Origin of the sequence: Scandinavium sp. M-37 (genome assembly GCF_043558715.1) — a bacterium.
GTDB lineage: Bacteria > Pseudomonadota > Gammaproteobacteria > Enterobacterales > Enterobacteriaceae > Scandinavium > Scandinavium vulneris_A.
The window spans coordinates 1-15,149 of sequence record NZ_JBIGIN010000003.1 but is presented as its reverse complement, the minus strand read 5'-3'; the positions used below and the strand labels follow the sequence as shown (position 1 = coordinate 15,149).

Genomic DNA, 15,149 nt, shown 5'->3' with positions numbered 1-15,149 from the left:
GTTTATGGATATCTCATCGCAACATCCCTGGCATGCCTTACTCCTTACGCCCCTAAGCCCGGAGCAGGTTGCTCTGGCGCTGGCGGACGACGATCCGGAATGGGAGTTTCTCGACAGCCAGATGGTGAAACTGGGTTCTCTGGCGCACAGGACCCTGGACCTGGACGACATTCAGCGGCGACTTATCACGCTGCTGGCACAAAAAAGTAAAGACTTTCGTCTGATGGTTCACCTACTACGTACCCTACAACATGGCGGAGAACCAGAGCAATTGCTGCTGGCAATCTCACTGCTGACCGCCTGGATCGAGCATTTCTGGGTTAGCGCGGCCCCCGCTAACGCCATGCACAAGCGCCGCTTTGCCCAGCAAATTCTTAAACGGTTCGACAGCGCCAGTAACAGTTTTAGCCAGAATGCGGACGTCATCCAGCGGAATGATGCTCAAGCGCTGCTGGCGCATTTGGCGCAGGTCTGGCTTGACCACGAACCGGTGCTGGCAAAAGACGTTGACGAGTTGTGCAAGCGTTATGTGCGGCTGCCTGAAAGGGTTGTTGAAGCGACTCCCCGTCACGAGGAGAGTGCGCTGCCAGGTGTGGCACAGAACATACCAGCATCTGTTATCCCTAGCCTGACCGTGGATAACTCCAACGAAAAAGCCTGGCGTCACAGCATCTTAAAAATGGCCGACATTCTTTGCCAGCTCCAACCGGATGTGGCGATGGGTTACCGCCTGCGTCGCTATGCCGTGTGGGGAAGCATTGCGGCATTGCCAATGGCACAAAGCGATGGCCGTACGCCGCTGGCGGCAGTCTCCAGCGATCGTATTGCGGACTATCTCGCCCGCCTACCTTATGCCGATATACCGCTGTGGCAGCAGGTGGAACAGAGCCTCACGCTTGCGCCTTACTGGCTGGACGGTCACGCGCTTTCGGCCCGCATTGCTACGCAGCTCGGGTATGACGCGGTGGCACAAGCTATCCGGGAAGAACTCACGATCTTTCTGGCCAGATTGCCTGGGCTGTGCACGCTGTTATTCACCGATATGACCCCTTTCCTCGCCCCAGAGACGGCGGCCTGGCTGCAACAGCATCAAGGCGAAACGCAGGACAAAAGTACGTTCGAACAGGACGAAATATGGCAGTGCTACCAGCAGCAGGGGCTGGAGTCAGCGCTACAACTGCTTGAGCGCCAGCCGCAAAACGAACCCAGAACAGGCTTTTACAACCAGTTAATGGGGGCGCAATTGCTGGAAAAATCTGGATTAACAGCGCTCGCTCGCCAGCAGTATCACAGCCTGATGTTGGTAGGAGAACAGCTGCAGCTCAGGGAATGGGAACCCGCATTGATGGCGTTGCTGACAGAAAAACAACGGCAGTTAAAACCGTGACAACCAGGGAACAGGAGTAGTACCACATGAAATTGCCGTCTTTTATCCGCATCGTAAAACCCGCGCTTCCACGCTTTAAAGCGTCGATCCCTTTAGTCATGTTTCTGCTGGCCTGCGGCACACTTGCCTGGGTCTGGATCTATGGGCCCCAATGGAAAGTTGCTGAATATTACCCTTTAGAGACGCAGCTTAGCCGCTGGCTGGTCACCGCTTTACTTGTGCTGCTGGGCGTATGCTGGATGACTGTAAAATTTATGGCCCGCGTGCAGCATCTTGAAAAACTCCAACTACAGCTGAAAACGCATCAGGACGACCCAATGAGTGCGGATGTGGCGCAACAAAACCACTACCTCAGCCGTTGGAAGCATCAACTCCAGCGCCAGCTCGGCACCCCTGCGTATCTGTATCGCCTGCCCTGGTACATGGTGATTGGCGGTAGAAAAAGCGGCAAAACGACGTTTATTCGTGAAGGCTATAAGCTTAATGACATTACGGCTCAGGATCACCGCCGCATGGAGAGTGCTGAAGAACTTCGGGTGCGCTGTTGGCTGGGTGAGCAGGCGGTAATCATCGACCCGGCTGGTGAGCTTATCGAACAGCCGGTGTGCGACGTCCCAGAGAAAGCGCTGCTTAACCACCGTCTCTGGAAGAGCCTGCTTGAATGGCTGCTAACGGAGCGCGCTCGCCAGCCGCTGAACGGCATCATTCTGACCGTCGATCTACACCATTTACTGACCGCCACTAAAACCCAGCGCGAAATGTACATCACTGACATCCACCAACGCCTGTTGGAGGTGCAACTCAGTCTGAACGTCGAGGTGCCGCTGTACGTAGTATTCACTAAAATGGATCTGCTCTACGGCTTTGGCGCGATGTACCAGACGCTGACCAAAGCACAGCGCGAAGCGGTGTTGGGTGTCACCTTCAGCATGGATGCTTCCGCGTGGCGTGAAGAGTTACATCAGTTCTGGAGACAGTGGGTCGCGCAGTTGAACAACGCCATGCCGGACATGATGCTGCAAAGCGTCGAAGCCGTGCAGCGCAGTCAACTCTTCAGCTTTACCCGACAAATGCAGGGACTGCACGATGCGGTGTTGCAACTGTTGGAAGGGATCTTGTACAGCGGTGACCATAGCCATCCGTTGCTGCGTGGTGTCTATCTGACCTCATCGCAGCAGCGCGGGCAAATGGACGATGTGTTTACCCAGTCTGCCGCCGTGCAATATCACCTTGCACCGCAAGCCTTTCCGACCTGGCCGGTGGCGGATACCTCACCGTATTTCTCAAAAGCTTTGTTCAGCGAAGTTCTGCTTGCGGAACCCAACCTCGCCACGGAAAACAGCCTGTGGTTGCAGCGTTCACAAAAACGCATGCTGATTTGCTCCGGCGTTGGCACGCTTGTGGCGCTGACCCTATGGGGCTATTGGCAATATTACTACCAGCGCAATTATCACGCCGGGCAGGAGGTTTTAAGCCAGGCAAAAAACTTCCTTTCTGTGGATATGCCAGCGGGTGAAGACCGCTACGGTGATCTACAACTCCCTTTGCTGAATCCGGTGCGTGACGCGACGCTTGCGTATGGTGACTACCGGGAGCGCAGCCTGCTCGCGGATATGGGGCTCTATCAGGGTAATGATGTTGGGCCATATGTGGAAAGTACCTATCTGCAACTGCTGCAACAGCGATTTGTGCCTGCCCTGATGAGTGGCCTGCTTGAGCAACTGAATGCCGCCCCTGCGGGTAGCGAGCAGAAGCTCGAAATTCTGCGCATCATGCGCATGCTGGAAGACGGCGGTGGGCGCAATATCCCGTGGGTGGAACAGTACATGAGCACCCTCTGGAGCCAGAAGTTCAATGGCCGGCGGGCGTTGCAACAGCAACTCATGAGTCATCTGGACTACGCCCTGAAACACACGGACTGGCATCAGTCTCGTGAGCAGGGGGACCAGTATGCCATCAAGAGCTTTGTGCCGTATGCGGACCCCATCCGTAACGCCCAGCGTGAGCTGAGTAAACTGTCGATTTATCAACGGGTATACCAGAACTTGCGCATCAAAGCCCAGGAGTCACTACCGCCTGCACTTAACCTGCGCGACCAGATAGGCGCAGGGTTTGACGATGTGTTTGTTCCCAATGATGACAAGTTGCTGACGGTGCCGTCATTCCTGACGCGCAAAGGGCTGCAAAACTACTTTGTGAAGCAGAACGATCAGTTTATTGAACTGACGGTGATGGACAGTTGGGTGCTGAACCTGACCAAAAATGTCGAATACAGCGAGGCCGATCGCACAGAGATCCAAAGGCAGGTCACTGAACAATATATCGGCGATTACAATGCCACCTGGCGTGCCGCCATGAACAACCTGTCGGTGGGCGAATTTGAGGATCTGCAACTGGCTATCAACGCCATTGAGCAGGTGATCAGTGGCGAACAACCCTTCCGTCGCGCGCTGCAGACACTCAGTGACAACACCCGCATCCCGGCTGTTCCTGACACACTGGTTGGGAAAGATCGCGACACATTTCTCGCTCAGCCTGACTATACCTTGCTGCTGCGTATCAATCGCGAGTTCGCACCAGAAACCAGCGCGCTGGTAGAACACGGTGAAAAAGGCAGCGTACTGCAAAGCGTTTATCAGAAGCTAACCGAGCTCCACCGCTACCTGTTGGCGATTCAGAACTCACCAGCACCGGGCAAAGCAGCGCTGAAAGCTGTTCAGCTTCGACTCGATCAAAACAACAGCGACCCGATCTTTGAAGTTCAGCAACTGGCGAAAAACCTGCCTGAGCCGCTTAACCGCTGGGTTGGGGATTTGGCCGATCAAGCGTGGCGGGTGGTGATGAAAGAGGCGATCAGCTATCTGGAAGTAGAATGGAACGGCACCATCGTCAAGCAGTACCAGACCTATCTGGCCGGGCGTTATCCGTTCGATCCGCAGGCGAAAGAGGATGTCCCGCTCAGTGAGTTTGAACGCTTCTTCGGCCCGAAAGGCACGCTGGAAACCTTCTATCAGAGCAACCTGAAACCGTTTGTGGAAAACAACCTGACGGCAGACAGCGACGGGCAACTGCTGATCCGGGAAGACGTCCTGGAACAACTCGAGTTGGCGAACAAAATCCGCGAAACCTTCTTCTCTACTCAGAGCGGCGCTGGTGTGCAATTTGCTATCGAGCCGGTGAACCTAAGCGGTAATAAACGACGCAGCATCCTGAACCTTGACGGACAACTGCTGGATTACACCCATGGCCCAAGCAATCGGGCACATCTGGTGTGGCCAAACTCCATGCGCACGGGGGTAGAAAGCAAGCTCACCCTGGTACCGAACGCAAACGACAAATCTCCGAGAAACCTGAGCTTTACCGGTCCGTGGGCACAACTGAGGTTAATCAACTCCGGCGAGCTCACCAGTGTCAACAGCAGCAGCTTTGATGTGCGCTTCATCGTTGACGGCGGTGACATGACCTATCGCGTTTATGTAGATGAGTCTGACAACCCCTTTGCGGGCGGCCTGTTCAGCGACTTCAATCTGCCGGATACGCTCTATTAAGGATGATGCTCAATGAGTGCAGTTAACGGGAATATCATTATCCAGACCGGCCCGGATCCCCGGGACTGGCCTGAGTTCACGGCAATCCGGGAGGAGATCAACAAAATCAATCATCCCGCGCGGCCAGAGGTAAGCTGGAGTCTGATCGAGTCGCTGTCGCTATCGCTGTTTCGCAGCAACGGCGTGGATTTGCAGACCGCCGCCTATTACACCCTGGCGCGCACTCATAAGCAGGGGCTGGCCGGGTTTACCGAAGGCTGCGAACTGCTGGCGGCGATGGTCGTCAACCAGTGGGAAAAGCTGTGGCCGCAGAAAGGGCAGGCGCGCACGGAGATCCTCGAATGGTTCAATGCCAGGGTAGGAAGCCAACTGCGTCAGTACAGCTTTGAAAGCAGGGATTTGCCGATGATCTGCCGGGCGGAGCGGGCGTTGCAAATGCTGTGTGACAAACTGCAGCAGGTCGAACTGAGCCGGGTGCCGCGCATCGAAAATCTATTGTACCTGATGCAAAACACCGCGAAGCGGCTGGAAGCTCCGGCTATTAAGCCCCCGCAACCCGCAACGCAACCAAAGCAGACGCTGGTGTATTTGTCCATGCCGCAGCCTGAACTGGAACAGCCTGCTGTTCCGGAGTACCACGCGGAGACTTCGGTGCGACAAGGTGTAGAAGTGCGTGTTGCGCCTCCCGTGGCAAAACGCTCGGCGGTCATCCTCGGCTTTACCGCAGGTGTGTTGATCGGTGCACTTGTGGCGGTCGCTATTTACATGACGCAGGTCAGGCCGCTGCAACAGCAACTGACCGCGCTGGCGATGATGCCGGTGACGGCAGCCCCCCTGTGGCTGAGCAAACCTGAACTCCCCACTTACGCAGAGCAGCTAAATGTACTGGAGAACCTTTCTCCCCTGACCGTACTGCACTCGGCAGACCGTGTGGTGGCAAAAGCCAGCAGCCTGTGGCCGACAGATCCGCAACAGCGTGCTCAGACGCAGCGCTGGCAGCAACTGCAAACGGCCAGAGCCGACTACGCCGAAGAGGACAGCTATTTTCAACTCCGCCTGCAACTGAAGGCGCTATCGGACAAGCTGGTCGAACAGGAAAAGGCCCACGGCAGCCTGACTATCTCGTATCTCAAAACCGCTGTCTACCAGATGCAGAATGAGCTTAACCGTGCCACGCCGCTGGAAGAGCTGTTGCGTCAGTTGTCGGTGGCGGTGGATGCGAACCAGCCGCCGTCTCCATTGTTAATCAAACAAACCGATGAGCGCTGGAATGCGCTGCTCAGTCGTTATCACCAGCTCATGGTGCAGGGGCACGCTGCCCGCTGACACCCGCTATTCAGGTAAGGAGTACCTATGTTTGCAGATAACAAGACAACATCCCCGGTGCCAGGGGTCAAAAAGCCCAGCGGCTTACAGTTCACCCTGAAGGCCTCCGGCCTGCCGCCGCAGACCTTTGCGGTGGTGGATTTCACCCTCAGTGAATCCCTGTCCGAGCCGTTTGTGCTGAATGTCGGGCTGGCGAGTGCGGACCCGGCGGTGGATTTTGCCGCCGTGCTGGATAAAGATGCCACGCTGATGGTCTGGCGGGAGGGCGTGATGCAGCGCAGCGTCACCGGGATGGTGGCGAGTTTTGAGCAGGGGGACACCGGCTTTCATCAGACGCGCTACAGCATGGTCATCCGCCCGGGGCTGTGGCGTACCAGCCTGCGGCGCAACTCACGCATTTTCCAGCTGGAGACGGTGGAAAGCATCATCTCCACGCTGCTGAAAGAAAACGGAATCAACGACTTTGCGTTTGGCTTCCGCAATCCACATCCGGCACGGGAATTCTGTGTGCAGTATCAGGAGTCTGACTTCGATTTCATCCAGCGCCTGACGGCAGAAGAGGGCATTTTCTACTACTTCGAGTTCAGCACAGGTCAGAACACCGTGGTCTACGCCGACGATGTGGGTTCACTGCCGAAAGGCGCCACACTGCCCTATAACCCGAACGTGGCGGCCCAGGCGCAGGAGCTGTGCGTCACCACCTTTACCCGCCGCGCCCAGGTGCGTCCGGCCTCGGTGCAGTTGAAGGACTACACCTTTAAAAATCCCCAATGGGCGGCCCAGTTCAACCGGGAAGCCAGCGACCTGAGCAACCAGCGTGCGGGCTATGAACACTTTGATTTCCCGGGTCGTTTTAAGGACGAGCAGCACGGCAAGGATTTCACCCGTTACCGGCTGGAGGCCCTGCGCAACGACGCCAGCCTCGGCAAGGGCCAGAGCAACGATGCCAGCCTGCAACCGGGCCAGCTGTTCAGCCTGACCCGCCATCCGCGTCCCGACCTGAACCACGCCTGGCAGATACGGAGTATCGAACATACGGGCAAACAGCCGCAGGCGCTGGAGCAGGAAGCGGGCGAGCAGGGCACGCACCTGAGTAACAGTTTCAGCTTCATTCCACACACCCAGACCTGGCGCCCGAGCCCACTGGCCAAACCGGCGATGGACGGGCCGCAAATCGCGATGGTGGTGGGCCCGGCCGGGGAAGAGATTTACTGCGACGCGTTCGGCCGTATCCGCCTGCAGTTTTTGTGGGACAGGTACGGGAAGAGCAACGACACCAGCTCGTGCTGGATACGGGTGACGCAGCCGTGGGCAGGTCAGGGCTGGGGCGTGCTGGCCATCCCGCGTATCGGGCAGGAAGTGGTGGTGGATTTTCTGCACGGTGACCCGGACCAGCCGATTGTGACGGGAAGAACCTATCACGCGAGCAACATCCCGCCGGGGAGCCTGCCGGGAACAAAAACGCAGATGGCATTCCGCTCGAAGACGCACAAGGGCGAGGGGTTTAATGAGCTGAAGTTCGAAGATGCGCAGGGCAAAGAAGAGCTGGCGATGCATGCGCAGAAAGATATGAAGACGACGGTCAAGAATGACCAGACCCTGACTGTTGAAGCAGGGAATCGTACTTTGAACATTCTTGCGGGCAATGAAACCAAAACAGTAGCCCAAGGTGGTTTGTCTGAAAGCGTTTGTACTATGCGCAGTACGAGTGCGAATAAAGTGCAGGTCAAAGTAAACGCGGGAAAAAGTGGGACAGGAACGCAACTTTATGAGGCATCAGATGAAATAACACTGAAAGTTGGGGCCGGGGAAATAAAGATGACCCCATCCAGCATTGTGCTCAAGTTTTCTGAATCGAGTATTCAACTGGACGCGAAAGGCATCTTCGCTAGTGGGCCAGTTATTCATTTGAATAAATGAATGCATTTTGGATGTTGTATATATAGTCAGATTCAGGAGTTAACAATGTTTAAGTCAGATGAGCTTTCCTCTTTTAACTTTAATGAGGGGTCTGTTGAATTACCTGCAGCCTGGAAAGACCTGAGTGTGCTGGTGCTAAGTGCTGCAGATAATGACCAAAGTGGTATCAGCTTTACTATTTCCAGAGATTACATTCCCTGGGGAATGTCATTCAACCAGTTTGCAGATCGCGAAATCGCTGGTTTATCAAGTCAATTGAAAAGCTATAAACAAATAAACACGGTACCGGGTGAACTCCAGGATTATAAAACGGTGACGTCTGAATTCAGTTGGTCATCACCTCAGGGGGCGATCCATCAATTAATGGTGCTGCTGGATCTCAGTCCAAAAGTACTGGTTTTCACCGCAACTATTCCAGGCGAAATGACGGAGGAACAACGAATACAGGTTGTTAGTTTCATTAACACATTCAGGTTACGGGATACGTCAACGACAGGAAAGCCTAAGCAGTAGTGGGAGCAGAAAATGAGTGTTCAGCAGGGAGTATGGACAGGCGCCGGGGCTGCAGGCGGGCATTCGGCAGTTCGCCAGGATGTTATGGAGCAACAGCGGGGAGCATCTCCACCCGATACCAGTGCAGGAGGTGAAGAAGCGTTTAATGAGCAGGCCCTGAGCTTTATGGAAAGTGAGGGGGTGAATAATACGGTTACGGCGGGAATGGGAGCTTACGCTGTTGCGACTGGAGCCGGAGCACCATTTGCGGTCGGTTTTGCTGCCGGATATGTAGGTGCTCAGGCAGGAAGCTACCTTGGCGACAAAGCGGGCCATTCTGTCGCCGGGGCGTTGGGCTGGAAGAAGGTCGCCACGGAAGGGGATGCCCCGGCACGTTTAGGAGATTTTATTGCTCACCAGAAAAAAGATCTCGGTACCTGGGGAGTCATTGGCGGGATTTTGCTCGGGGCAGCCGCCGCTGTTGCGGTAGGCGCTTTAGTTGTTGCGACAGGCGGGGCGGCTTTAGTCGTCGTCGCGGCAGCGGCCGCTGCCGGCGGGTTTGTTGGCGCAGGGGTAGCGGCTGTCGGGATGGCAATGGGGCAGTATGGTGAGAACAAAGGAACAATAATTGCCGGGTCGCCGAATGTTTACTTTGAAGGCAAGCCCGTTGCCCGCGTGGGAGATCTCATTGAATGTAGCGTTCATCCTTCTCCACCGGCCGTTATCGCCGAGGGGGCAAAAACGGTTTACGCAAATGGTAAGCAAATTGCCCGTCTGGGACACCGTACAACCTGTGATGCCAACATTAATAGTGGTGCCGCCACTATTGTCGAAACTCAGGAAACAGCACAGGTTTTTGCGGTAAAAGACAGTCGAAGCTCAACGCTGCGTTGGGTGGCTATTGTTGCCAGTTTTCTCCCCATCCCCAAGGGCAAAAAAGGCAAACCGAAAACGTCAGCAGAAGTGGACGGTTGCAGCAGTAAAAAATGCACAACACCCGGGGAGCCCGTCGATGCGGCAACCGGTGATTTTCTTCAGGTCTGGCCGGTTATTGATATACCCGGCATCCTGCCACTTAATCTCACTCGATTTTATCGCTCCACAGCCAGCGTGTCCGGTACCTTTGGTCATAAATGGATGGATAGCTGGTCACAGCATCTGATTATTGAAAAGAATGTGATCCATTTTCAGGATCATGAAGGTGTGCTGCTGACCTATGATGCACCGGAAGATGACGACGATGTCCAGGCGGTCAACCTGCATGAAGGCCAGTATTTGCTTTACGGTAAACGCAGGGGGGCGTTGCATATCTTTAACCGCCAGACCCAGCAAATCCTGCATTTTGCGCATCGCCAGGGGGATCGGTGCTTTTTATCGGCGATAAGCGATCGGATGGGGAATGAGATCCGTTTTCTATATACGGATGGACAACAACTTTCGCGTATTGAGCACTGTGCGGGTTATTACCTTGAACTCAGTTATGAACAACACCAGTTGGCCCGGGTTGAACTGATAACCGCTACCGAGCGGCAATGGCTGGTGAAATGCAGCTATACCCCGCATGGCCTGCTGGCTGAATGTGATACTTTTCAGTTCACTCATCTGTTCCATGAATATAATGTCGCAGGTTATATGACCCGCTGGCATGATACAGACAAAACTGATGCACATATTCAGTATGATCGTCAGGGACGGGTCCTGACAACCCGTACAGCGAGTGGGCATTATCAGGATCGTTTTATTTACGATGATTTAGCCCGTTGCACAACCTACCAGGATGCAGAAGGGGGCATTACCCGATTCTGGTACAACAACGATGGTCAGGTTGTGCGTGAAATTGATCCTCTGGAGCGTGAACGCCTGACGAAGTGGTCATTCAGTAACAAGGTGGCTGAAACGGATGCGCTGGGTCGGACCGTGACCTTCCGGCGTAATCTCTTCGGTGAAGCGGAGGAGATCCAGACACCCGAAGGCGATATCTGTCAGTATCATTACAATGGGTTTGGACAGGTGATCCAAAGTCTCCTGCCGGAGGGCAAACCCTGGCAGTATATTTACGACCAGCAGGGGCAGTTGTGTTGCGTCGTCAATCCGCAGGGGCTGAGGCAGGAGTACCGGTATGGCGCGCAGGGCGAACGACTGCGTCACATTCTTCCGGATGGCACAGAATGGCGTTATCGCTATAACGCACAGTTGCAGGTGTGTGAAATCACCGCCCCTGATGGGGGCACGACGCTGCTGCGCCAGGATATTTTGGGCAGGCTGCGGGAATTACAGGACCCCCTGGGGCAAACGACGCGTTACAGCCATAGTGCGCACCACGCCAGCCTGGCGGGAAGCGTCAGCCAGATTACGCTCCCGGACGGAGTGACCCAGTCGATTGCTTATGACAGTGAAAAACGGATCGCTGCGCTGACCGATGGTGCAGGTAAAACCACGCGTTATGCCTACGGCGGTTTTGATTTACTGACAGGCATAACGCGTCCTGACGGACAGCGGCTGGCATTTGATTATGACAAATTAACCCGCCTCACCCGTGTGACCAATGCACAGGGGGAAACATACCGCTACACCCTGGATACCGCCGGGCAGGTGGTGAGTGAAACGGATTTCACCGGACGTACTGTCGGGTATCAGTATGATGCCGTCGGGCGACGGATATGGGCTCGCCACCCGGATAAGCGGGTGACTTGCTGGCAGTATTCATCCCGCGACAGGCTTGTGGCGCAGAGAACCTGGCGCTGTGATGCACTGTGTTCAGTGCTGGTCGCAACGGTTCTTTATGACTACGACAACAGTGGCCGGCTGGTGAAAGCCGAAAATGCAGATGCGGTCGTTGAGTTTGAGTATAACGATGCCGGGCAACTGACTGCGGAAAGGCTGAACGGGCGGGAAATCAGTCACCAGTGGGATGCGCTGAAAGGGACACCGCGCGCCAGACAGTTCGGCGGGCTGGGGCTGGAATTTGAATATGGCAGCCAGGGTGAACTGGTGCAGTTGCAGCTTACGGGCCATCACCCCCTGCGTCTGCAACATGACAGGCTGGGGCGGGAAACTGTCCGTGAAAGCGCCGCCGGGTTTATCCAGGCATGCAACTACACCGCAACGGGGCAGCTGGCAAACCAGGCCGCAGGACGAAACTCGCTATTTTTTCAGCAACAATTAAGCGAGCCGGAGGATGTGACTCCGGCCCTGCACGGCAGTGCGGTGAACCGCAGCTGGCAGTACGACCGGGCATACAACGTGGTGGGCATTGATGACGGACGCTGGGGAAAGATGCAGTACCGGTACGACAGCAATGACCAGCCGGTATCCGCAAGCTTTGGGGGTGCCCTGCCACTGCAGGAACAGTTTGCCTATGATGCAAACCAGAACCTGACCGGGCACGGTTTTTTATCACGCCGCAGGGATGCCGTATTACTGCAGGATGCACAGCGCCAGCAGGCAGGGCGGGTACGCTCCCGGGGAGGCAGTCAGTACCGTTATGACACAGCAGGCAGGTTGGTAGAGAAGCGGGAACACAAAGAGGGATACCGGCCGCAGGTCTGGCGGTACCGCTGGAACGAACAGGATCAGTTATCGGAACTGATCACGCCGAAAGGAGAACGCTGGCGCTATGGTTACGATGCATTCGGACGGCGGATCCGTAAACTGAGGGTCGTGAATAACGTCCCTGTACAGCCAGGTGTGTCGGTGGGTTATGAATATCTGTGGAGTGGTGACCAGCTAATCGAAGAATGCCCGATCTGTGCAGATGGCAGTGTGGCTTATGAGCAGAGCATTCACTGGCTGTATGCCCCCGGAGCACTGACCCCGAGCGCCCGTTATTCGCAGGGAAAACTGCATTATGTGGTCGCCGACCACCAGGGGACGCCACGGGAACTGCTGAACGAGCAGGGAAAGGTAGTCTGGGCAAGCCGGTTAAGCACCTGGGGTAAAGCGGAGTTGTGGGGACAGCCCGCAAATGATGAAGACAGGGCGACGTGTAACCTGCGCTTTGTGGGGCAATATGCTGATGCGGAAAGTGGGTTGCACTACAATCGATTTCGCTATTATGATGGTGAAACGGGGCAGTATTTAAGTCCGGACCCGATAGGGCTGGCGGGCGGGGTGAATCCTTACGGGTATGTGCATAACCCGCTGAGTTGGGTTGATCCGCTGGGGCTGGCTTGTTGCCCGCCGAAGTATGGTTCAAGGAATGAAGCTTTCAGGGCAGCAAAAAGGGACGCGGGGATACCTATGGGACAGCAACCAAATAGTGTTAACAAAGTTCCAATCACAGACATCAATGGGCGACAGATGATGGATGTTGATCATAACCCACTTTCTTCTCGCGAATATAATTATACTCGGCCAGATGGCTCTAAATTTGTGATTCAGGAACATTCTGCTGGTCATATATATGGACCATCGGGAACACAAGGAAACCAAGGTCCCCATTTTAATCCAAGGCCCGTTGACCCTAAAACAGGAAATGGTTCTAGAAATGGTTCGGTGGATGGGATGTCTGATCACTATGAATTTCCTATAGGGTGATAATAATGTGGTTTGAACACGCACATGGAAAAGAAAAAATAATTCATATGTTTAATGGTGAATTACCACTCTTAAATATGGAGTTAGACAAGTTGATATATCATGATACATCACGATTAACTATTTGTTTAAACACAAAAAAGATACCACTCTACACCCCTGAAAAATGGAAGAAAAAAACATTCAATAGCTTGGCTGTTTCATTAACTTTTACTGAGATTTTAACCTTTACATGTAACGGAGGAAATATTGGTTTTGAATGTAATCCAATTGTGAGGCTTGATAGGGGAGTAACCTATTTCTCTATTGAAAATAATGAGTTCAATTTATTCTGTGCTGCTAATTATATGTTCATAGATGATGTGACCCCTTATCTGGATAACAGATGGAAATAGCGTGAGATTAAGTATAAAAACCTAGCGATCTTTCTGTCTAGTTTAATATGCCGGTGTTGATATCCACTGGAAATGCGAGTACCTGACCGAAAAAATTCCGGTGTATGCCAGTGGCACTTCGGCGAATATCGTCAGTATCGTCTGGATTTACAAATCAGGCAGTTCACACCACTGGCGCGTTATGAGAAAGGACAGAAGCACTATGTAGTAACCGATACGGTCGGTCGCATTCAGGAGTTGCTGACCGAAGACGGCAGTATTGTCTGGCGCGATAGGCATCATTTCTGGGGGCAGGAAGAAAGTGCGAATGATGACACTCTGAGTTACAGACTGCGTTTTAGGGGAGTCGAAGATACCGAATTCGGCTGACACTACAATCGCCATCGTTACTATGATACGGAGACGGGGCAGTACCTGACGCCGGACCCGATAGAGCTGGCGGGGGGAGTGAATCCTTACGGGTATGTGCATAATCCATTAGGATGGGTTGATCCGCTGGGGCTGGCAGGTTGTCCGTTAAATAATCCAAAACAAAAAGTGAATAGTCTCGAAGTTGGTGATTTAGTAAGAACGCCATCCTCACATCCTGAGGACTTTACTAAAGTAAGAGGAAGGTTCTTTAAAAACAATAATACGGGTGAAATATGGAGTAAAAACAATACCACACATAGTGATAAAATGGGGGAGTGGAAGGTTGGCATTGGAAAATCTGACCCTAGCCCTAGTCATAAAATTACGGTAGGAATGAGTGATGGTAAAATCATTAAAATTGATAAATAAAAACATATCCTTTAATGGGATTGATTTCAGTGGTTTTAGTTCATCTAATGGGTGGGTCGGTTATTTTGAAAGGAAAAGTGGATTTTCATTAGAGTTAGTTGAAGATGCTGTGAGGCTATTTGAGAGTTATTTTAATAATGATAATGACCAAGTGATGATTGTTAGCGCACTTTCTTTTGATGATGAAAGTGAAAGTGACAATATAATTTTAGAGCACTATAAAAGACAAGTAGAGGAGGCGAAGGCATTAAAAATTTTCACAGCTATAACACCTTCATTTGAACGCTATTTGTACGGGGAGGCACCTTTGCCAGCCAATTCATTGAGTTTTTATTTTTGTCAATCCAGTTTTACTCTTCTGTCGAAATTGATCATGGCACATGGTGGAGTGATCGGAGATGTATGTTTCTATATTAATATAACAAAAAACATTGCTGTATACCCACATGGTGATACTGGTTTTGGGTGCATCGGAATGAATAATGAAAAATATGCCGCAGTGGATTTTTTGAATTATTGCAAAAAAAATGTTAATTTTAATGTTGTAATTGATATTTAATCTTGTAGAACTGAAATATGGATGATTAATGCCTATTGTTTTTTAACAGAAAATACTTGAACAGGAAGTTTTGCGAGGCTTTGTTGAATAAATAGGATTTAGATAACAGATCCTCCTGTAAGCATACCTGTTTTAGTTCCACACACTTTTTGAGAGTTCCGGTTTTTCAGCCATCAGCCGGTATTCTTCCGGCGTCAGGTTATTCA

The 15,149-nt window shown here is 53.0% G+C and carries 10 protein-coding genes and 1 pseudogene; 10 read left to right on the top strand and 1 reads right to left on the bottom strand.

What is annotated here, in order from left to right; all coding sequences use genetic code 11:
• Positions 1-4 precede the first annotated feature (4 nt).
• The 10 genes from tssA to ACG0Z5_RS03275 all read left to right on the top strand — a co-directional run bounded on the left by tssA (position 5) and on the right by ACG0Z5_RS03275 (position 14,943).
• Positions 5-1,387, top strand: coding sequence for a type VI secretion system protein TssA (gene tssA, locus ACG0Z5_RS03320; protein ID WP_394445339.1), 1,383 nt, complete (start codon positions 5-7; stop codon positions 1,385-1,387).
• A gap of 26 nt (positions 1,388-1,413) precedes the next feature.
• Positions 1,414-4,935, top strand: coding sequence for a type VI secretion system membrane subunit TssM (gene tssM / locus ACG0Z5_RS03315; protein ID WP_394445338.1), 3,522 nt, complete (start codon positions 1,414-1,416; stop codon positions 4,933-4,935).
• 12 nt (positions 4,936-4,947) lie between these two features.
• The gene (locus ACG0Z5_RS03310; RefSeq protein WP_394445336.1) at positions 4,948-6,261 is read left to right on the top strand and encodes a VasL domain-containing protein; all 1,314 of its coding nucleotides are present in this window, start codon (positions 4,948-4,950) and stop codon (positions 6,259-6,261) included.
• A 27-nt stretch (positions 6,262-6,288) separates the two neighbouring features.
• On the top strand, positions 6,289-8,181 hold the full coding sequence (locus ACG0Z5_RS03305; RefSeq protein ID WP_394445335.1) for a type VI secretion system tip protein VgrG: 1,893 nt from the start codon (positions 6,289-6,291) through the stop codon (positions 8,179-8,181).
• A 45-nt stretch (positions 8,182-8,226) separates the two neighbouring features.
• Positions 8,227-8,694, top strand: coding sequence for a DcrB-related protein (locus tag ACG0Z5_RS03300; protein ID WP_394445334.1), 468 nt, complete (start codon positions 8,227-8,229; stop codon positions 8,692-8,694).
• Between the two features lie 12 nt (positions 8,695-8,706).
• A complete protein-coding gene (locus tag ACG0Z5_RS03295; protein WP_394445333.1) occupies positions 8,707-13,209 on the top strand; it encodes an RHS repeat-associated core domain-containing protein in 4,503 nt (1,500 codons plus the stop codon).
• A gap of 5 nt (positions 13,210-13,214) precedes the next feature.
• Entirely contained in the window at positions 13,215-13,604 is a 390-nt protein-coding gene (locus ACG0Z5_RS03290) for an Imm50 family immunity protein (protein ID WP_394445331.1), read from the top strand.
• Between the two features lie 72 nt (positions 13,605-13,676).
• Positions 13,677-13,973 (top strand): hypothetical protein, encoded by a 297-nt coding sequence (locus ACG0Z5_RS03285; RefSeq protein WP_394445330.1) that lies wholly within the window; start codon positions 13,677-13,679, stop codon positions 13,971-13,973.
• A 78-nt stretch (positions 13,974-14,051) separates the two neighbouring features.
• Positions 14,052-14,384 (top strand): hypothetical protein, encoded by a 333-nt coding sequence (locus tag ACG0Z5_RS03280; protein ID WP_394445329.1) that lies wholly within the window; start codon positions 14,052-14,054, stop codon positions 14,382-14,384.
• Positions 14,356-14,943, top strand: coding sequence for a hypothetical protein (locus ACG0Z5_RS03275; RefSeq protein WP_394445327.1), 588 nt, complete (start codon positions 14,356-14,358; stop codon positions 14,941-14,943). Before ACG0Z5_RS03280 ends, ACG0Z5_RS03275 begins: the two co-directional genes overlap by 29 nt.
• A gap of 132 nt (positions 14,944-15,075) precedes the next feature.
• On the opposite strand, the pseudogene ACG0Z5_RS03270 reads toward ACG0Z5_RS03275, so the two are convergent.
• Positions 15,076-15,149: pseudogene (locus ACG0Z5_RS03270) on the bottom strand (integrase); the annotation flags it as partial.